Origin of the sequence: Streptomyces sp. WAC 04229, from assembly GCF_003947455.1 — a bacterium.
Classification (GTDB): Bacteria; Actinomycetota; Actinomycetes; order Streptomycetales; family Streptomycetaceae; genus Streptomyces.
On sequence record NZ_QHJH01000011.1, the window covers coordinates 40030 to 59104 of the forward strand.

The 19075-nt window shown below is 74.8% G+C and carries 16 protein-coding genes; 11 read left to right on the top strand and 5 right to left on the bottom strand.

Annotation, left to right across the window (positions count from 1 at the left end; translation table 11 throughout):
- Positions 1-6 precede the first annotated feature (6 nt).
- Positions 7-366: a DUF6479 family protein gene (locus DMH12_RS05270; RefSeq protein WP_125490363.1), complete on the bottom strand. Its 360-nt coding sequence runs from the start codon at positions 364-366 to the stop codon at positions 7-9.
- A gap of 90 nt (positions 367-456) precedes the next feature.
- On the opposite strand from DMH12_RS05270, the gene DMH12_RS05275 reads away from it, so the two are divergent.
- From DMH12_RS05275 to DMH12_RS05290, 4 genes are all read left to right on the top strand, one after another.
- Positions 457-834 carry a four-helix bundle copper-binding protein gene (locus DMH12_RS05275; protein ID WP_125490364.1) on the top strand — a complete coding sequence of 126 codons (378 nt, stop codon included), beginning with the start codon at positions 457-459 and terminating at the stop codon, positions 832-834.
- 55 nt (positions 835-889) lie between these two features.
- A complete protein-coding gene (locus tag DMH12_RS05280; RefSeq protein WP_125490365.1) occupies positions 890-1747 on the top strand; it encodes an oxygenase MpaB family protein in 858 nt (285 codons plus the stop codon).
- A 58-nt stretch (positions 1748-1805) separates the two neighbouring features.
- A complete protein-coding gene (locus DMH12_RS05285; RefSeq protein WP_125490366.1) occupies positions 1806-3941 on the top strand; it encodes a serine/threonine-protein kinase in 2136 nt (711 codons plus the stop codon).
- Between the two features lie 174 nt (positions 3942-4115).
- Entirely contained in the window at positions 4116-5690 is a 1575-nt protein-coding gene (locus DMH12_RS05290) for an NAD(P)/FAD-dependent oxidoreductase (protein WP_125490367.1), read from the top strand.
- 28 nt (positions 5691-5718) lie between these two features.
- On the opposite strand, the gene DMH12_RS05295 is transcribed toward DMH12_RS05290, so the two are convergent.
- The gene (locus tag DMH12_RS05295; protein ID WP_185832158.1) at positions 5719-7494 is read right to left on the bottom strand and encodes a serine hydrolase domain-containing protein; all 1776 of its coding nucleotides are present in this window, start codon (positions 7492-7494) and stop codon (positions 5719-5721) included.
- Between the two features lie 161 nt (positions 7495-7655).
- On the opposite strand from DMH12_RS05295, the gene DMH12_RS05300 reads away from it, so the two are divergent.
- From DMH12_RS05300 to DMH12_RS05325, 6 genes are all read left to right on the top strand, one after another.
- The gene (locus DMH12_RS05300) at positions 7656-9155 is read left to right on the top strand and encodes an acyl-CoA synthetase (protein WP_125490369.1); all 1500 of its coding nucleotides are present in this window, start codon (positions 7656-7658) and stop codon (positions 9153-9155) included.
- A gap of 50 nt (positions 9156-9205) precedes the next feature.
- Complete coding sequence (locus DMH12_RS05305; RefSeq protein WP_125490370.1) at positions 9206-10081, top strand: alpha/beta fold hydrolase; 876 nt, start codon at positions 9206-9208, stop codon at positions 10079-10081.
- Between the two features lie 37 nt (positions 10082-10118).
- Positions 10119-10361 (top strand): DUF397 domain-containing protein, encoded by a 243-nt coding sequence (locus DMH12_RS05310; protein WP_122618732.1) that lies wholly within the window; start codon positions 10119-10121, stop codon positions 10359-10361.
- An 86-nt stretch (positions 10362-10447) separates the two neighbouring features.
- Complete coding sequence (locus DMH12_RS05315; RefSeq protein WP_125490371.1) at positions 10448-11350, top strand: universal stress protein; 903 nt, start codon at positions 10448-10450, stop codon at positions 11348-11350.
- Positions 11351-11424: 74 nt separating this feature from the next.
- Positions 11425-12024 (top strand): ABATE domain-containing protein, encoded by a 600-nt coding sequence (locus DMH12_RS05320; RefSeq protein WP_185832159.1) that lies wholly within the window; start codon positions 11425-11427, stop codon positions 12022-12024.
- 58 nt (positions 12025-12082) lie between these two features.
- Positions 12083-12580: a hypothetical protein gene (locus DMH12_RS05325; RefSeq protein WP_053127120.1), complete on the top strand. Its 498-nt coding sequence runs from the start codon at positions 12083-12085 to the stop codon at positions 12578-12580.
- An 8-nt stretch (positions 12581-12588) separates the two neighbouring features.
- Here DMH12_RS05325 and DMH12_RS05330 read toward each other — a convergent pair whose 3' ends face one another.
- Complete coding sequence (locus tag DMH12_RS05330; RefSeq protein WP_260474076.1) at positions 12589-14523, bottom strand: N-acetylmuramoyl-L-alanine amidase; 1935 nt, start codon at positions 14521-14523, stop codon at positions 12589-12591.
- A 263-nt stretch (positions 14524-14786) separates the two neighbouring features.
- On the bottom strand, positions 14787-15932 hold the full coding sequence (locus tag DMH12_RS05335; protein WP_125490372.1) for an aminoglycoside phosphotransferase family protein: 1146 nt from the start codon (positions 15930-15932) through the stop codon (positions 14787-14789).
- Between the two features lie 290 nt (positions 15933-16222).
- Here DMH12_RS05335 and DMH12_RS05340 point away from each other — a divergent pair, with 290 nt between their 5' ends.
- Complete coding sequence (locus tag DMH12_RS05340; protein ID WP_125490373.1) at positions 16223-17731, top strand: hypothetical protein; 1509 nt, start codon at positions 16223-16225, stop codon at positions 17729-17731.
- 15 nt (positions 17732-17746) lie between these two features.
- Here DMH12_RS05340 and DMH12_RS05345 read toward each other — a convergent pair whose 3' ends face one another.
- On the bottom strand, positions 17747-19075 hold the full coding sequence (locus DMH12_RS05345; RefSeq protein WP_125490374.1) for a PP2C family protein-serine/threonine phosphatase: 1329 nt from the start codon (positions 19073-19075) through the stop codon (positions 17747-17749).

The following is a 19075-nucleotide window of genomic DNA, read 5'->3' on the forward strand; positions in this document are numbered from 1 at the left end:
TTCGCGTCAGCGTCGTCCGCCCGGCCCTCCGCTGCCGAACGCACCGCTGCCGCCCTCGTCCCAGCGGGGCCGCTCCTGTCCGGCGGCGGTGCGGCTGCCCTGATGGCCCAGGTCGTGCGGCAGCGTCCGTTCGTCGCTCTGCGGCATCTCGTCGGGCTCCCGCCGCTCCCGCTCCTCGCGCACCGGCCCGTCGTCGGGCAGGCGGGGCTGCTCCTCCGGCAGCGGCGGCGGAGACTCACGGCGCTTGAGACGGCTGCCGAAGGCGAACGCGCCGATCAGCAGGGCCGCCACCACGACGGCGGCCACGATCAGTCCGATGCCGAGCCCGCCCGCGCCCGCGGCCAGGTCCATTGCTGTGTCGTTCATGGCGGTCGGGTACCCGGAAATCCCGCCAGAACCCTTGGAAACACCCGGGCCCGCCGGTTTGCCGTCGCTCGCGGCGGCAACCCGCCCGGTGTGACATCGACGACGACTTCCCAGCAGGAGCTGTTCCGCTTCCTCGAGGACCGCTTCGCGTGCGCACAGGCGTGCACCGAGTGCGCCAGGGCCTGCGCGCTGCGGGCCAGCCTCGTGGACCCGGACGGAACCGAGAACCAGGAACTCGTACGGCGCCGGGGCATCATGTGCGCGGAGGTCTGCGACGCGACCTGCCGGGTGCTGTCCGAACAGAACCAGGTGGACGAGGACGCCATCCGCGTCCAACTGGAGTGGTGCCGGCAGGTGTGCCTGGAGAGCGCCCACGTCTTCGACGCGCACCCGGGCGCCGAGGAGAGCGCGCAGGCGTGCCGCGACTGCGCCCAAGCCTGCGGAGAGTTCCTGGACACCCTGCACTGACGCCCGGGAGCGGCGGCCCCTGGGATCCGGCCGCGCGGGGCGTTAGCCTCGCTCCATGGCGGCGACGCGTGACGCCGATCCGGGGCTGTTCGGCCCGGACTCGGTGACCTGGCAGGCGCACGGCGACCCGATGATGTGGATCGCCGGCATCCGCGCCCTCTACCTCCAGGCCCTGCACCCCCGCGCCGTACGGGGCGTCACGCAGAACAGCGACTTCCGGCGCGACGCCTGGGGCCGCCTGATGCGCACCGCCGGATTCGTCGGCACCACCACGTACGGCACCACGGAGGCCGCCGAGCGGGCGGGCGCCCGGGTCCGGCGGATCCACACCCTGCTCGGCGCGACCGACCCCGGCACGGGGGAGCGGTACGGCGTGGACGAACCCGCGCTGCTGATGTGGGTGCACTGCGCCGAGATCGGCTCCTACCTGCACGTCCTGCGCCGCTCCGGCTACCCCCTCACCGACGCCCACGCCGACCGCTACCTCGCCGAGCACCGGCACAGCGCCCGCCTCGTCGGCCTCGACCCCGAAGCCGTACCCGCCGGCCGGTCCGAGCTGGCCGCCTACTTCGACCGGGTACGGCCCGAGCTGGCCGCCGGCGCCGAGGCACGCGAGGTGGACGACTTCCTGCGCAACCCGCCCGTCCCGCCCCTGCTGGTCCCGGCCCGCGCACTGCTGTGGCGGCGGGTCGCGCATCTGGCGTACGACTCCCTACCGCCGTACGCGCACGAGCTGTACGGCAGACCGGCGCCCCCACCCGCCACCGTCACCCGGCGGCTTCGCGCCACGGGCACCCTGCTGCGCGCGATTCCCGCACGTCTGCGCTGGCAACTGCCGCCCAAACACATCCTCGGCGCGATGGCACGGCTCGGTCCGGCCGCGCGCCCGGCACCGTACAAACTCGGACGATAAGCCGCCATACTGGACCGGCCAGGGGAGGGCGCGGACTGCTACGGGGGCGGGCAGCGAGATGGGGGACACCACGCTGCTCCAGGGCCGGTACCGGCTGCTGGAGCGGATCGGGCGCGGCGGCATGGGCGAGGTCTGGCGGGCGAAGGACGAGTCACTGGACCGTCGCGTCGCCGTCAAGTGCCTCAAACCGCTGGGCACCCGGCACGACCAGTCGCTCACCCGCGCGATGCGGGAGCGGTTCCGGCGCGAGGCCCGGGTGGCCGCCGCGCTCCAGCACCGCGGGGTCACCGTCGTCCACGACTTCGGCGAGTGCGACGGCGTGCTCTTCCTGGTCATGGAGCTGCTGGAGGGCCGCGACCTGAGCCGGCTCCTCAAGGACAACGGCCACCGCCCGCTGCCGGTCCCCGACGTCGTCGACATCGCCGAACAGGTCGCCCAGGCCCTCGCCCACACCCACGAGCGGGGCATCGTGCACCGCGACCTCAAGCCCGCGAACATCGTCCGGCTCACCGACGGCACCGTGAAGATCTGCGACTTCGGCATCGCCCGGCTGGGCGACGACGTCGGGTTCACCGCCCGGCTCACCGGTACGGGCATCGCCATGGGCACCCCGCACTACATGTCGCCGGAGCAGATCGGCGGCGACGACGTCGACGGGCGCAGCGACCTGTACTCGCTGGGCTGCGTGCTGTACGAGGTCGCCACCGGCGCCCCGCCGTTCGACCTCGACGACACCTGGGCGGTCCTCGTCGGCCACCGCGACACCGAGCCCGAGCCGCCCCGCGGCCACCGCGCCGACCTGCCCGGTTTCCTGGACCGCATCATCCTGGACCTGCTGGCCAAGCGGCCCGAGCAACGCCCCGACGACACCCGGGAACTGGCCCGCCGGATCACCGCAGGCCGTACGGCACCGGCGTCCGGGCCGGCCCCGGCGGCGCCCCGGCCGCGGACGCCCCTGCCGGCCGGGGCCCGCACCACGCCACCCTCCTGGACCCAGGGCCATGCCGCCGGACACACGACGGCCGGCCCCGGCCCGCGCACCACGCCGCCCGACCGCACCGGGAGAGCCGCCGCCCTGACCGCACGGCACCACGCGGGCCTGAGCCTGGGGCGGCTCGGCCGCTGGGAGGAGGCCGGCGACGTGCACCGCGCGGTGGCCGCCGAACGCGAGCAGCTGCTCGGCCCCGACCACCCCGACACGCTCGCCAGCCGCTACGAGGTCGCCTTCGTCCTCGGCCGCACCGGGCACGCCGCCGACGCGCTGCGCGCGTACAAGCGCGTCGCCGAGGCCAGGATCCGGGTCCTGGGCGCCGACCACGCCGCCACCCTCGCCGCCCGCCAGGAGATGGCCTACGCCCTGGGACGGCTCGGCCGGCACACCGACGCCCACCAGGTCTACACGGCGGTCCTGGCCGCCCGGGAGCGCACCATGGGCGCCGAGCACCCCGACACCCTGCGCTGCCGCCACAACCTGGCCTTCAACCTCGGCCGCCTCGGGCGCACCGAGGACGCCCACCGCCTGGCCCGCGAGGTGGCCGCCGCGCGCGCCCGCGTGCTCGGCCCCGACCATCCCGACACCCTCGTCACCCGCTACGAGGTGGCCTACGAACTGGGGCGGCTGGGCCGCTGGCCGGAAGCCCTGGCGACCTACCGGGGCGTCGCCGCGGCCCGCGGCAGGGCGCTGGGCCCCGACCACCCCGACACCCTCGCCGCCCGCTACGAGACCGGCATCGCCCTGGGCCGCCTGGGCCGCAGCACCGAAGCGCTGGCGCTGTACGCGGAACTGATCGCCGACCGCGCCCGCGCCCAGGGGCCCGAACACCCGGAGACCCTGCGCGCCCGGCACGGCCTGGGCGTCAACCTCGGCCGGCTCGGCCGCTGGGCGGAGGCCCTCGCCGAGTCCCGAGAGGTGTGCGCGGTCCGCACCCGCGTCCTGGGCGCCGATCACCCGGACACCCTGGTCAGCCGCCGCGAGGTCGCCGTCGCGCTGTGCCGGCTCGGCCGCTGGTCCGCCGCCCTCGCCGAGTACCGCCTGGTCACCGGCGCCCGCCACCGCGTCCTGGGCGCCGACCATCCCGACACCCGCACCGCCCGCGACGACGAGGCGCACTGCCTGGCACAGCTCGGCCGCGCCACCGAGGCCGCGGAGCTGTACCACCGGGTCGCGGCACCGCACCGGGCGGCGGCGCACTGAGCGCGCGGCTCGGTCGGCGAGCCCGGGCTGCGCACCGCCCTGCCGATCGCACCTGCCGGCGGGCCGGACGTCTCGTGGGCGCCGCGGGCGGCCCGGTCACCGGCAGGCTCTTCCACCGGCCGGCTCCGTGAGCCACCCCTGGCCGCCCCGGACCGCCCCGTGTTACCAAGAGCCATGACCCCGACCAGCACACCCCCCGCCTCCCGCACCTACGACGCCGTGATCGTCGGCGGCGGCCACAACGGCCTGGTCGCCGCCGCCTACCTGGCCCGCGCCGGCCGCTCCGTGCTGGTACTGGAACGGCTGGACCACACCGGCGGCGCGGCCGTCTCCACCCGGCCGTTCGCCGGGGTCGACGCCCGGCTGTCCCGCTACTCGTACCTGGTCAGCCTGTTGCCGGAGAAGATCGTGGGGGACCTGGACCTGGACTTCCGGGTCCGCGGGCGCACGGTCTCCTCGTACACGCCCGTCGAGCGCGACGGCCGCCCCACCGGGCTCCTCGTCGGCGGTGGCGAGCGGCGGACCCGGGAGTCGTTCGCCCGGCTCACCGGGTCGGACCGGGAGTACGCGGCCTGGCAGCGGTTCTACGCCATGACCGGCCACGTCGCCGAACGCGTCTTCCCGACCCTCACCGAGCCCCTGCCCACCCGCGACGAGCTGCGCCGCCGGATCGACGACGAGGCGGCCTGGCGGGCCCTGTTCGAGGAACCGGTCGGCGTCGCCATCGAGGAGCACTTCGCCGACGACACCGTCCGCGGCGTGGCCCTCACCGACGCCCTGATCGGCACCTTCGCCGACGCCCACGACCCCTCGCTGAGCCAGAACCGGTGCTTCCTGTACCACGTGATCGGCGGTGGCACCGGCGCCTGGGACGTGCCGGTCGGCGGCATGGGCGCCCTCACCGACGCCCTGGCCGGCGCGGCGCGCGCCGCGGGCGCCGAACTCGTCACCGGCCACGAGGCGGTGCGGATCGACACCGACGGACGCACGGCCGAGGTCACCTACCGGTCCGCCGACGGCGAGCACGTCGCCGCCGCACGGCACGTCCTGGTGAACGCCTCCCCGCGAGAGCTGGCCGCCCTGACCGGCACCCCCGCTCCGCCGCCCGCCGAGGGCGCCCAGCTCAAGGTCAACATGCTGCTCGACCGGCTCCCGGCGCTGCGCGACCCCGACGCCGACCCGCGCGAGGCGTTCGCCGGGACCTTCCACATCGCCGAGGGGTACGAGCAGTTGGCCGCCGCCCACGCCCAGGCGTCCGCGGGCTCACTGCCCGCCGCCCCGCCCTCCGAGATCTACTGCCACTCCCTGACCGACCCCACGATCCTCGGCCCGGATCTGGCGGGCCGGGGCATGCACACCCTCACGCTCTTCGGCCTGCACACCCCCGCCCGGCTCTTCGCCGGGGACAACGGCGCCGTACGGGAGGACCTGCTGAAGTCGACCCTCGCCCAGCTCGACGCCCACCTCGCCGAACCGATCGCCGACTGTCTGGCGACCGACGCCGACGGCAGGCCCTGCGTCGAGGCCCGGACGCCGCTCGACCTGGAGCGCGACCTGCGCCTGCCCGGCGGCAACATCTTCCACCGCGAGCTGTCCTGGCCGCACACCCAGGACGGCACCGGCCGCTGGGGCGTGGAGACCGCTCAGGCCAACGTCCTGCTGTGCGGAGCGGGCGCGGTGCGCGGGGGAGGGGTGAGCGGCGTGCCGGGACACAACGCGGCGATGGCGGTCCTGGAGGCGGACCGGTGACGGGGTGCCCGGGGCCACCGGGCCGGGACTAGTCGGCCGAAGCCGTCCACCCCACGGTCTCGACGCGCGCCGCGTCCGCCGGGCGCGCGTCGTGGAACAGGACGTCGCCCGCCGCCTCCGCCCGCAGCCCGTCGACGTACGCGCCGCGGCCCACGTACAGCTGGTCGGTGGTGTACCGCCAGCGCAGCGTGAGCGCGCGGGCGGCCGGGAGTCCGGCCGTCAGCCGGTGCCAGACCCGCCCCGACCAGCCGGTGACCGAGCCGTCCTCGTGCGCCACGGGTCCCTCTGCGCGCCGAGTGGTCGTGAACGGCACGGGCCGCCAGGCGGTGCCGCCGTCCGTCGAGGCCTCCAGGACGAGGGCGTCGGACCCGGGTTCGGTGTCCCACCACAGGTCACAGCGCAGCCGCGCCCGCCCGGCCGACGTGTCGAGCGCGGGCAGCGTGAGCGTGGCCGTCGCGGCACTCGCCGTCCCCGAGAACCACGCCGTGCGCCCGTGCGCGGGCCGGACCGCCACCGCCCGCGCCATGTGGGTGCCGGCCGCCACCCGGGGCGCGGACCCCGAGCGCCAACTGCGGACCGGGTGAACCGAGTTGCCGAGCACGACCAGGAACGAGTCCGTCGTCGGGTCGAGCACCAGCGACGTGCCTGTGAAGCCGGTGTGCCCGGCCGTGCGCGGTGTCGCCATGGCACCCATGTACCAGTGCTGGTACAGCTCGAAGCCCAGGCCGTGCGCGTCCCCCGGGAAGTCCGTGTTGAAGTCGGTGAACATCAGCTCCACCGACTCCGGCCGCAGGACGCGCGCCCGGCCGTAGGAACCGCCGTTGAGCAGGGTGCGGCCGAGCACCGCCAGGTCCCACGCGCAGGAGAAGACCCCGGCGTGACCGGCGACGCCGCCGAGGCTGAACGCGTTCTCGTCGTGCACCTCGCCCCACACCAGACCGCGGTCGAGGCCGGACCAGGGCTGCCGGGCGTCCTCAGTGGCCGCGATACCCGGCCGCCAGGACGCGGGCGGGTTGTAGCGGGTGCGGCGCAGCCCCAGGGGGCCGGTGATCTCGTCGCGCAGCAGGACGTCCAGCGCGCGGCCGGTGACCTTCTCCAGCACCAGCTGGAGCGAGATCATGTTCAGGTCCGAGTACAGGTACGCCGTGCCGGGCGCGCCGACCGGGGCCTCGTCGTAGACGAGCCGCACCTTCTCGTCGTAGGTGGGCGCGCGGAACAGCGGGATCCACGCCCGGAACCCGGAGGTGTGCGTGAGCAGCTGCCGGACCGTCACGTCCTGCTTCCCGGCCCGCCCGAAGCCCGGCAGGTACGACGCGACCGGCGCCTCCAGCTCCAGCGCACCCCGTTCCAGCTGCTGCACGGCGAGGATCGAGGTGAACAGTTTGGAGATGGACGCGAGATCGAACACGGTGTCGCCGGCCATCGGGATCTGCTCCGCGGCCGGGAACTCGACGCCGGTGTCGGTCGCCTCGTCGTACGCCCGGTAGCGCACCGCCATGCCGATCGGCTCGTGCAGCGCGACCGTGCCGCCCCGGCCGGCCAGCAGCACGGCGCCCGCGTACCACGGGTGCTGGGGAGAGGGCTGGAGGTAGGTCTCCGCGTCGCTGACGAGCCGTCGCAGATGCCCCGGGAGCAGCCCCGCGCGTTCGGCGGAGCCGCGCCGGAGGGTGGGCCGGCGGCCCCCGACCGCGACCGCCTCGGCCGGGCCGGCGGCGAACGGGGCGATGGCCAGGGCACCGCCCAGGGCCAGGGCACCGGCGCCCAGTTGACGCCGTGTGAATCCGCTGTTCGCCTGTCCGGCCATCGAAGAGTCTCCCGCCACCGAAGCTGAAAGTATCTTTCCCGGATCGCCGTGCGGAGTGAAACTTTCCTGTCATGACGGGGTCGTGTCAATGGGGCGTGCGCGGTCCACGGACCGGACGCACGCCGCTTGACCCGCCCCGGCGGGCGGCCGAGGATCGGGTCATGAAGCCCGGACACGGCAGCACGGTCGACGGGGTGCTGCGGCGCAGCGCCCGACGCACTCCGGCACGCGTCGCGGTCGAGTACCGCGACCGCACCTGGACGTACGGCGAACTCGACACCGCGGTCTCCCGCGCGGCCGGCGCCCTGCTGGCCGAGGGACTGTCCCCCGGCGACCGGGTCGGCGCCTACGGCCACAACTCCGACGCCTACCTGATCGCCTTCCTGGCCTGCGCCCGGGCCGGGCTGGTGCACGTCCCGGTCAACCAGAACCTCACCGGCGACGACCTCGCCTACCTCGTCGGCCAGTCCGGCAGCTCCCTGGTCCTCGCCGACCCCGGCCTCGCCGGCCGGCTGCCGGACGGCACCCGCGTCCTCGCGCTCCGCGACGCCGACGACTCGCTCCTCACCCGCCTCGCCGCGGCGCCCGCGTACGACGGCCCCGAGCCGGCCGGCGACGACCTGGTGCAGCTCCTCTACACCTCCGGCACCACCGCCCTGCCCAAGGGCGCGATGATGACCCACCGGGCCCTGGTGCACGAGTACCTCAGCGCCATCACCGCCCTCGACCTCGGCGCCGGCGACCGCCCCGTGCACGCCCTGCCGCTCTACCACTCGGCGCAGACCCACGTCTTCCTGCTGCCCTACCTCGCCGTCGGCGCCACGAACATCATCCTCGACGCCCCGGACGGCGACCGGCTCTTCGACCTCGTCGAAGCCGGCCGCGTGGACAGCGTCTTCGCGCCGCCCACCGTGTGGATCGGCCTGGCGAACCGGCCCGACTTCGCCACCCGCGACCTCGGCGGCCTGCGCAAGGCCTACTACGGGGCGTCGATCATGCCCGTGCCCGTCCTGGAGCGACTGCGCGAGCGCCTGCCCGCACTCGCCTTCTACAACTGCTTCGGCCAGAGCGAGATCGGCCCCCTCGCCACCGTCCTCGGCCCGGACGAGCACCAGGGCCGGATGGACTCCTGCGGGCGGCCCGTCCTGTTCGTGGAGGCGCGCGTGGTCGACGAGGACGGCGCGGACGTACCCGACGGCACCCCCGGAGAGGTCGTCTACCGCTCGCCGCAGCTGTGCGAGGGCTACTGGGACAAGCCCGAGGAGACCGAAGCCGCCTTCCGCGACGGGTGGTTCCACTCCGGCGACCTCGCCGTGCGGGACGCGGACGGCTACTACACGATCGTCGACCGGGTGAAGGACGTGATCAACTCCGGCGGCGTCCTGGTCGCCTCCCGCCAGGTCGAGGACGCCCTCTACACGCACGACGGAGTCGCCGAGGTGGCGGTGATCGGCCTGCCCGACGAACGCTGGATCGAGGCCGTCACGGCCGTCGTCGTCGCGCGCGGCGAGGTCACCGAGGATGCGCTGATCGCCCACGCCCGGGACCGGCTCACCTCCTTCAAGGCACCCAAGGGGGTGCGGTTCGTGGACGTGCTGCCGCGGAACGCCAGCGGGAAGATCCTCAAGCGCGAACTGCGGGACCGCTTCGCCGGGTCATGACTCCACAACTCCGTTGCGGCCCCCGCCCCCGGCAGCCGAGGATCGGCGCCATGGGCACCTTCACCGCGTACGACGGAACCGAACTCGCCTACCACGTCCGGGGCCGCGGCGCCCCGCTGGTCGTGCTGCCGGGCGGCCCCATGCGGGCCTCCTCCTACCTCGGCGACCTCGGCGGTCTGACCGCGCACCGGCGGCTGGTCCTGCTCGACCTGCGCGGCACCGGCGACTCCGCCGTCCCCGCCGACCCGGCGACGTACCGCTGCGACCGGCTCGTCGACGACGTGGAGGCGCTCCGTGTCCACCTCGGCCTCGACCGCATGGACGTCCTCGCGCACTCCGCAGGCGGCAGCCTCGCGATGCTCCACGCCGCCCGCCACCCGACGAGGGTGGGACGCCTCGCCCTGATCACCGCCACGCCCTGGGCGCTGGACATGCCCGCCACGCCGGAGGACCGGAGGGCGGCCGCCCTCCTGCGCCGGGACGAACCCTGGTTCGAGGAGGCGTACGGCCCCTTCGAGGCGTGGCTGGCCGGCACCGGCGACTTCGACCCGGTGTTCCTCCCCTTCTTCCACGGCCGCTGGGACGACGCCGCCCGCGCCCACGTCGCCCGCGGCCCCCAGGAGTCCCACTACGAGGCGGGCGACGTCTACCTCTCCCCGGACGCCTTCGACCCGCCCGCCACCCGCGCCGCCCTCGCCCGCAGTACCGCCCGGGTCCTGGTCCTCGCCGGTGAACTCGACGGGGGTCCCCGGCCGGAACTCGCCCGCCGCTGCGCCGCCGTCTTCCCCCACGCCGAGGTCGCCGTCCAGCCGGGTGCCGGGCACTATCCCTGGCTCGACGACCCCGAGTGGTTCGTACGGCGTGTCACCGCGTTCCTCGAAGGGCAGCCCTCACATGGCCTGTCGGCGGTCGGAGCCGATCGCTAGGCTGGCCGCGAACGACGAGACCGGGAGGAGCACGGACGTGGCCGAGAGCACCACCCACCAGCGCCCGATCATGGGCTGGGACAAGCCGGAGCTGGACCTCAGCGACGCGCAGTGGCAGTCGAGCAGCCGGGGCCTGGGGGATGTCCAGATCGCCTTCGTCGAGGGGTTCATCGCCATGCGCAACAGCGGCAGCCCGGAAAGCCCCTCCCTGATCTTCACCCCCGCGGAATGGGGCGCGTTCGTGTCGGGGGCGCGGGAAGGGGAGTTCGACCTCACCTGACCCGCGGGGTGCGGTGAGCCGACCGGCCGAACCGGGGTGTCCCGTCCCGCGCCGGGGGGAAGGCCGTTTTCCGGAGGTGAGGTCCCATGAGCACCCTGCCGGTCATCGCGGCCGTCGACGGTTCCGACGACAGCCTGCGCGCCCTCGACTGGGCCCTCGACGCGGCGCACCGGCGCGGGGCGCCCCTGCGGGTGGTGCACGTGCGGCAGTACGCCACCTGGGCCCAGACCGACATCCTGGTCGCGGGCGAGCCGGACACCGGCGACGACCCGGTGCTCGACCAGGCCCGCGCCCACCTGCAGGGACGTGCCTACGCCGTGGCGACGGAGTACGTCGGTATGGAGGGCGTGCCCGGAGCCGCGCTGCCGGAGCTGGGCGCCGACTCCCAGCTGCTGGTGCTCGGATCCCGGGGCCGCGGCGGCTTCGCCAGCCTGCTGCTCGGCTCCAACGGCATGGCCGCCGCCCGCGACGCCGAGTGCCCCGTCGTCGTGGTGCCCCGCCCCGGACGCGAGGTGCACGGCGAGGCACCGGCCGAGGAGGGGCCCCGGGTGGTCGTCGGACTCCACGTGGACAGTCCCGATGACGCCACCCTCTCCTTCGCCTTCGCCGAGGCCGAACTGCGCGGCGCCCGCCTCCAGGTCGTCGCCGCCTACCCGTGGCCGGTGCAGACCTGGGCCGCCGCCGGGCAGATCATGCCCCCGGTGATCGACGAGGTCTCCATCGAGAGCGAGACCCGGGTCCTGGCCGACGGCTTCCTGGCCCCGTACCGCGAACGTCATCCCGACGTCCGGGCCGAGCCGTACGTCGCGCCCGGCGACGCCGCCGGCCACCTCGTCGCCGCCTCCCGCGACGCCCAGCTGGTCGTCGTCGGCCGCCACCGCCGCCGCCTGCTGGCCCCCGCCCGCATGATGGGCTCGGTCACCCACGCGGTCCTGCTCCACGCGGCGTCCCCGGTCGCGGTCGTACCACCGGCCCCACCGGAGGACTGAGGGGACGCCCCGTCGTCCGCTCTCCCGTACGGGGTCACGCCCCTGCGCACCCTGCCCTGCCTATCATCGGCCCCATGCAGGACTCACCCAGCAGGGACGCCCGGATCGCCCTCGACCTCGCCCTGACCGTCCGGCACGACGGGCACGGCGGGGTCGCCGACGACCTCGCCGACCCCGCCGGGCTCACCGCCTGGGTACGGGCCCACCCCGACCTCGCGGCGGCCGCCGAGGCCGCCGACCCGGCCGCCGTCCGCGACGTGCGGGCCGCCGCCCGCGCCCTCTTCGCCCGCGCCGTGCGTCCGGGCGAGCCGAGCCCGGCCGACGCCGCCCGGCTGCTGCCCGTCGCCGAAGCCCTGCGGCGCCTGAACGAGGCCGCCGCCCGCACCCCCACCGTCCCCGTCCTGCACTGGGCCGACGCCGGGACCCCCGTCGTCCGCGCCGCGCCCGCGCCCGGCGCCCGGCCCGACCTCACCGCCGCGCTCGCCCAGGCCGTGATCGGCTTCCTCGCGGGACCCGACCGGCAGCGGCTGCGGGCCTGCCACGCACCGCGCTGCGTGCGGTACTTCCTCAAGGACCACCCGCGCCAGGAGTGGTGCAAACCCTCCTGCGGCAACCGGGCCCGGGTCGCCCGCCACCAGCAGCGCCGGCGGCGGACCGCCGAGCCTCGGCCGTAGCCGGGACGGCCGCCCGCCCGCACGCCGTCCGCGGGGTGCGGCCACGTACCATGGCGGCATGTCGTTCCTCCGCCGCCGCAGCGCCACGCCCGCCGGGCCCGACTTCGACGTACTGGCCATGGACCCGGGCGACTGGCCCGGCAATCTGGGCGCCGGTCTGCTGCCCGCGCCCGACGGCAGCTGCCAGGGCGTCTTCCTGCGCTACGACCTGTTCGGCGGCCGCGGCCCCGCGATGATCATCGGCAACCTGCCGGCCGGCTCCCCGGCCCGCGAGGTCCCCGAAGGGGAGATCCCCTTCGAGGTCGCCCAACTGCTGCTCGCGCTGGAGAACGACGAGGAGGTCACCGTCGTCGGCGCCGAGGACGTGCCGGTGATGCAGGGCGACAACCTGCTCATCGTGCGCCGCCTCAAACTCTCCGAGGGCCGCATCTCCTGCGTGCAGTTCGACCGCAGCGACGGCGTGCTGGTGACCATCGCCGCCTGGGACCGACCGATCACCGACGACCTGTACGCCCTGCTGAAGCCGCTCCCGGCGGAGCTTTTCCAGCAGGGCTGACCCGGCGGCTACCGCACGGCCGAGAGGGTGACGTCGGCGGCGCGCACGTACCCGACCCGGTGGCCGTACTGGATCTCGTAGTACTCGTCCTCGCCCCGCACCACCCGGTGGGAGGCCGAGTCGAACCCGACCGCGTAGTAGTACTCGCCGGGCACCTTCTCCCCGACCACGTACTTCTGCCCCTTGCCCAGCGTGTACGGCAGCGGCGACACGGTCTGGGCGGGCACGTCCGCCGGGTAGGCGGCCTTCTCCGGGTACGCCCTTCCGTACACGGGGACGCTGTCCAGCCCCTTCCTCGGAGTGATCACCCGGCCCGACGCGGGCACCGCCGCCGGGCTCTTCGCCGGGTCGTGGAACCAGGCCTTCTGGCCCAGGTACCAGATGGCCGTCCAGTCCCTCCACCGGTCGGCCACCGCGTACTGCTGCCCCGTGGAGACCCGGGACGACAGGTCGTTCACGCCCGTCGTCGGGGCCGAGCCGAGGCCGATGTCCTTGATCAGGGGCGCGTTCACGTCATGGTCGGAGTAGAGCCGCACCGCGCTGGAGCCGTGCGTCGCGCAGGGCTCGCCCGCCTTCTCGCAGCCGGTGTACTCCGGGCGGTTGGCGGAGTAGCCGGGGCGGATCGTCACCACGCCGGACGTCCGGCCCGCGGTCGGCTCCAGGGGGCGGCCGAGCAGCCGGAAGTAGTGCCGCCAGTCCCAGTACGGTCCCGGGTCGGTGTGCATGCCCGGGATCGTCGCGGTGGTGGTGCCCGGGACGGTGTCGTGGCCCAGGATGTGCTGCCGGTCCAGCGGGATGTCGTACTTCCCTGCCAGGTACTTCACCAGCCGCGCCGAGGAGCGGTACATGGCCTCCGTGTACCAGGCGTCCGGCTCCGCCAGGAAACCCTCGTGCTCCAGCCCGATCGACTTGGCGTTGACGTACCAGTTGCCCGCGTGCCAGGCCACGTCCTTCGCCTTCACGTGCTGGGCGATGTGCCCGTCGGTGGAGCGGAGCGTGTAGTTCCAGGAGACGTAGGTGGGGTCCTGGACCATGTTGAGGACGCCGTCCCAGGCGCCTTCCGTGTCGTGCACGACGATGTACCGGATGCGCTGCGAGGCGGGCCGGTTCCCCAGGTCGTGGTTGCCGTAGTCGCCGTCGCCGAACTCCTCGTACGGCGCCGGGAGCCACTCGCAGGACACCGACTTCGGGCACTCGGTGCCGGCGGCCGAGGCGGTGCGCAGGCCCGCCTCGCCCAGCTGCGCCGTGTCCGGGGCCACGCCCGGACGGGCGGCCAGGGTGATGCGCTGCCCGGCGTCCGTGGTCCGTCGCTCGCCCGCGCGGATCACCTCGAACACGTCGTTGGCGTACGCGGCCGCCGTCGCCGCGTCCTCCGCGCCCGAGAAGCGGGCCACCGCCCCGTACCAGTCCGCCGGGTCGGCGCTGAGCGGCTCACCCAGGTCCCGCTGGGCGGCGGCCAGCAGCGCGGCGCCGCCTGACACGTTCGCGGCCGGGTCGGTGCGCAGGGCCTCGGGGCTCAGGCCGGTCAGCTCGGCCGCCTTCGGCAGCGTCGTCAGCCGGTCCGGCAGGGCGGCGGCGCGCGTGAACACGGCCTTCGGGTGCAGCGGGGCGCGGGCGTCGTCGCCGCGCGGGTCCTCGGTGCCCTCGTCGTGGTGCGAGGTCCCGGCCAGTGCCGTGCGGGCGTCGGTCAGGTGCAGCGGGCCGTAGCCGCCGGTCACGCTGGGCGCTCCGCCGTGGGCGTCCCAACGGGACTGGAGGTAGGAGACGCCGAGCAGGACGCTCTGCGGCACCCGGTACTCGGCCGCCGCGGTGGCGAACGCCCGCTGGAGGCGGTCCGTGGCGGGCGGCGCGTCGGAGGGGCCGGCGGCGGACGGTGCCGCGCCGAGCAGTGGCAGCAGCAGCGCGGCGCCGGCCAGGGCGGGCACCAGGGGGGACCTTCGCAAAGCGGCCTCCTGTGACGGTCGGACGTGCGGGGGGCGTGCGGGGCCGGGCGTGGGTCAGTGTTACCCGGCGGTCCGATGATCCGTCAATCATGCCGTCATGGAGGCGATTTCCCACGTCAGCACGGTGCCCGGCGAGTTTCGTGGCGGCGGGGCACCGGCCTGCGCGGCGTCAGTGGCGTACACCAATGGCCCCTGCATGTACCTGGACGCACAAAATCCGCGGTGCGCCCCGAAGGGCACACCGCGGACCGTCGTCCTTCGTGTCAGCGCGTGCCGACCGCCGCCCGCACGGCCCGGCGGGCCATCTGGCAGTCGTCGTGCAGCCGGCGCAGCAGCAGCCGCTGCTCCTCGCCGGTCGGCGTGGCGCCGGGGTGGGCCGGCGTGGCCGAGGGGGCCGGGGCCGCGTCGTGCATCGAACGCTGCACGGCCGTCTCGTAGGTGCGGATCTCCCTGGTCAGCACGAGCATCAGGTTCACCAGGAAGGCGTCGCGCGCCGCGGTGCCCGTCGACTGGGCGATCTGGCTGATCTGACGGCGGGCCACCGGGGCGTCGCCCAGGACCGCCCACAGTGTCGCCAGGTCGTAGCCGGGCAGGTACCAGCCGGCGTGTTCCCAGTCCACCAGGACCGGACCGGCCGGCGACATGAGGACGTTGGACAGCAGCGCGTCACCGTGGCAGAACTGCCCCATGCCCTGGCGTCCGCTCGCGTGGGCGATGCCGTGCAGCAGCTTCTGCAGGTCGCCCAGGTCCCGGTCGGTGAGCAGCCCCAGCTCGTGGTACCGGGAGATGCGGGCCGCGTAGTCCAGCGGGGCGTCGAACGCCCCGGCCGGCGGCCGCCAGGCGTTCAGCCGGCAGATCGCGCCCAGCGCCGCCCTGATGTCCGCGCGCGGCGGGGCCTCCACGGGGTGCCGCTGCAGCGCGGCCACCCGTCCCGGCATCCGCTCGATGACCAGCGTGCCGTTGTCCGGATCCGCCGCGATCAGCCTCGGCACCCGCACCGGAGGGCGCTGCCGGACGAACGAGCGGTATGCCCCTATTTCGTGCCGGATCCGCTCCGACCACACCGGCGAGTGGTCCAGTAAGCACTTGGCGACCGCCGTGCTGCGCCCGGTCGTCCCGACCAGGAGCACGGAGCGCCCGCTGCGGCGCAGGACCTGCACGGGGGAGAACTCCGGGCAGATGCGGTGCACGGAGGCGATCGCCGTGCGCAGTTGGGCCCCCTGGGGGCCGGACAGGTCGATTCTTCCGCTGAGCGGCTGCGTGCCGGGCCCCGCGCCGCGCCGCGCCCTGCCCGCCCCGAGCACCGGGGCCGCCGGACGCGCGGGGGCGAGATAGGGGCCGCCGCCCGCCGCCGGGCGGGGGTGCAGCGAGCGCTGCGGGGCGGACACGGAGGACGATGCTGCGTACATGGGCGAGACAGATCCCTTCGTGTGCCTGCTGTGCCTGCCTGAAGACCGGTGCCCGTCCGCGGGGTGCCGGAGGAGCGCGTCTTCCGTAAGCCGTCGCGCCGCCCGACCGGCCGCCCGGGGTCACCCTGGGGAGTAACTCCACGGCAACCGGGTCGGGGTGGCGCATTCCTACCTGACACCCGGCCGCCCCTGGCACACCATCTGGCGCACCCTGGCGAACGGTGGCGAATAGTCGCCCGGCAACCCGCACCGGGCTACTGTCAACTCAGCCGAGAACCTGGGGGCTTGACGTGAGCGGAGAACCCAACACCCGTCTGTCGGACCTGTTCGGCCTGGCCGGCTGGTCCAAGGGCGAGCTCGCGAGGCTGGTCAACCGGCAGGCGGCGGCCATGGGCCACCCCCAGCTGGCGACCGACACCTCGCGGGTGCGGCGGTGGATCGACATGGGAGAGATCCCGCGCGATCCGGTGCCGCGGGTGCTGGCGGTTCTGTTCACCGAGCGACTCGGCCGTGTCGTGACCATCGAGGACCTCGGTCTGGTCCGGCACGGGCGCGCGGGGAAACGGCAGGGCGGCGGGAGCGAGGAACATCCCGACGGAGTGCCGTGGGCGCCCGAGCGGACTGCGGCGGTCCTCACCGAATTCACGGGAATGGACCTCATGCTCAACCGACGCGGCTTGGTGGGCGCGGGCGCCGCGCTCGCCGCGGGCTCCGCACTCAGCAGCGCCATGCACGACTGGCTGCACACCGACCCGGCCCTCGCGGCCGACGCCCCCGACCTCCGCCAACCCCTGCACGCCGACCCCGCCGGGTTCGACCGCTACGAGGCCGCCCCCATCGGGTCGCAGGAAGTGGAGGAACTGGAGCGCTCGGTCGAGGTGTTCCGCGCCTGGGACGCCGCCCGTGGCGGCGGGCTCCAGCGCAAGGCCGTGGTGGGCCAGCTCAACGAGGTGGGCGGCATGCTCGCCTACCACCACCCACCCCATCTGCAGCGGCGCCTGTGGGGCGTCGCCGCCAACCTCGCCGTCCTCGCGGGCTGGATGTCGCACGACGTCGGCCTGGAACCCACGGCCCAGAAGTACTTCGTCATCGCCGCCCACGCCGCACGTGAAGGCGGCGACCGGCCCCGGGCCGGGGAGGCGCTCTCCCGGGCCGCCCGCCAGATGGTGCACCTGGGCCGGCCCGACGACGCGCTCGACCTGATGAAGCTCGCCGAGTCCGGCTCCGGCGACCAGGTGCTGCCGCGCACCCAGGCCATGCTCTGCACCATCGAGGCGTGGGCACAGGCGTCCATGGGCAAGGGCCAGGCCATGCGCCGCACCCTCGGGCGGGCCGAGGACCTCTTCGTCTCCGACAAGGCCGACGTGCCGCCGCCGGACTGGATGCAGACGTTCAAGGAAGAGGACCTGTACGGCATGCAGGCCCTCGCCTACCGGACGCTCGCCGACTTCGAGCCGGGGGCGGCCGCGCACGCCCAGCACTACGCGGAGAAGGCGCTGGCCCTGAGGATCGACGGCCGGCAGCGGTCGAAGATCTTCGACTACCTGTCCATGGCCTCCGCCTGCTTCATCGCCGACGACCCCGAACAGGCGGACCGGTACGCGCGCCTGGCCCTGGTGTCGATGGGCTCCAACTCGTCCCAGCGGACCTGGGACCGACTGCGGCAGATGTACCGGCTCACCGCCGAGTACTCCGGGTACCCGAGGATCCAGGAACTGCGCGAGGAGATCGAACTGGCGCTGCCCAAGGGCAAGTCGGCCAGGGGGAAGGGGAAGGGCGGCGGCGTCGCGCCGGCGTAGGGGGTGACGCGTCGTTCAGGGTGTCACCCGGGCCACCAGCACACAGGCGTCGTCCGTCGGCGCCGGGCGCGCGGCGGGTTCACCGGCCGCGATCCGTACGCCGTCCCGCGCCGAGCCCGGCCCGGTCAGCCGGGGGGCCAGGGAGAGGAGGTGTGCGACGGCCGCGGGCTCCGTCGCGCCGGTGTGCAGGAGCAGCAGGTCGCCCGGCTCGAGGGTCACCTCGCCCTGTCCGGTCAGCGCACGTCCCGCTCCCGCGCGGAACAGCAGCGGCGGGACCGGGTGCCCGGCCCCGGCCCAGTTCAGGGAGCGGGTGCGAGGCGCGTAGCCGCAGTACACGGCGGAGCGGACGGGGGGCAGGGCGGTGGCTTCGAGTAACCCGGCCAGCCGGTCGGGGAGTCGCCCGGGGCGGGTCCCCGCCAGGGCCAGGCCCCGCAGGGCGCCGATCAGCATCACCGCGCCCTGCGCCCCGTCGGTGTCCACGCCGGGGAGGTCGCCGGCGGCGAAGAGGGTCTCGTCGCCGGTGAGCGGACACGCGTCGTACCAGGCGCTGTGCCGGGGCGCGGGGTCCGACGAGGGCAGGTACCCGGCGGCCAGGTCGAGGCCCGGCCGTCCCTGGTGCGGGAACCGCAGGAGGCCGTGCCAGGGCGCGGATGCGGCCTCCCGCGGTTCGACCGCGGCCCGTGACCCGGTGTCCGCGGGCAGCGGGCGGTGACGGAGCGAGTCACGGGTCTCGCTCACCGCCCGCTGGCTGCGGCGCAGTTCGCTGACGTCCCGCAGCACCGCCCACATCGAGGCGGTGCTGCCGTCGGCGTCGAGCACGGGCTCGCCCATCATGTGCACGGTGCGCACGGTGTCGTCGGGGCGCACGACGCGGAACTCGCCGTCGATGGGCCGGCCGTCGACGAGACAGTCCGTGACCATCGCGGTCAGCTTCGGGCGGTCCTCGGTGAGGACCAGGGACGGGAGTTCGTCGAGGCTGAGCGGGGTGGAGGCGGGGTCGCGGCCGAGGATCTGGAACAGTTCCCCGGACCAGTCGGCCTCGTCCGTGAGCAGGTTCCACTCCGCGCTGCCGACCCGGCTGAGCAGCGAACCGGGCCGTGGCGCGGGCGCCGGGCCGTCGCGGAGCTGCGCCAAGTGCGCGTCGAGGTCGGTGAGTTGGTGCAGCGCCAGGTCGTACAGCGCGCGCTGCCACCGTCCCCGGGGGTCCGCCGCCTCGCCCTGGCTGTCCCGCCGCACCGCGTCCACGTCGCCCCGCAGCCGCCGCGCCTGCGATATGAGCGACTCGACCGAGCCGCGTCCCGGCGGCTGGGCGGCGGGGTGGTCCGCGGAGAGATGGGGCGACAT

Coding starts and splice junctions, on each gene's coding strand:
- DMH12_RS05270 (WP_125490363.1), bottom strand. CDS start 366: ATGAACGACACAGCAATGGACCTGGCCGCGGGCGCGGGCGGGCTCGGC.
- DMH12_RS05280 (WP_125490365.1), top strand. CDS start 890: ATGGCGGCGACGCGTGACGCCGATCCGGGGCTGTTCGGCCCGGACTCG.
- DMH12_RS05285 (WP_125490366.1), top strand. CDS start 1,806: ATGGGGGACACCACGCTGCTCCAGGGCCGGTACCGGCTGCTGGAGCGG.
- DMH12_RS05290 (WP_125490367.1), top strand. CDS start 4,116: ATGACCCCGACCAGCACACCCCCCGCCTCCCGCACCTACGACGCCGTG.
- DMH12_RS05295 (WP_185832158.1), bottom strand. CDS start 7,494: ATGGCCGGACAGGCGAACAGCGGATTCACACGGCGTCAACTGGGCGCC.
- DMH12_RS05300 (WP_125490369.1), top strand. CDS start 7,656: ATGAAGCCCGGACACGGCAGCACGGTCGACGGGGTGCTGCGGCGCAGC.
- DMH12_RS05305 (WP_125490370.1), top strand. CDS start 9,206: ATGGGCACCTTCACCGCGTACGACGGAACCGAACTCGCCTACCACGTC.
- DMH12_RS05315 (WP_125490371.1), top strand. CDS start 10,448: ATGAGCACCCTGCCGGTCATCGCGGCCGTCGACGGTTCCGACGACAGC.
- DMH12_RS05320 (WP_185832159.1), top strand. CDS start 11,425: ATGCAGGACTCACCCAGCAGGGACGCCCGGATCGCCCTCGACCTCGCC.
- DMH12_RS05325 (WP_053127120.1), top strand. CDS start 12,083: ATGTCGTTCCTCCGCCGCCGCAGCGCCACGCCCGCCGGGCCCGACTTC.
- DMH12_RS05335 (WP_125490372.1), bottom strand. CDS start 15,932: ATGTACGCAGCATCGTCCTCCGTGTCCGCCCCGCAGCGCTCGCTGCAC.
- DMH12_RS05345 (WP_125490374.1), bottom strand. CDS start 19,075: ATGTCGCCCCATCTCTCCGCGGACCACCCCGCCGCCCAGCCGCCGGGA.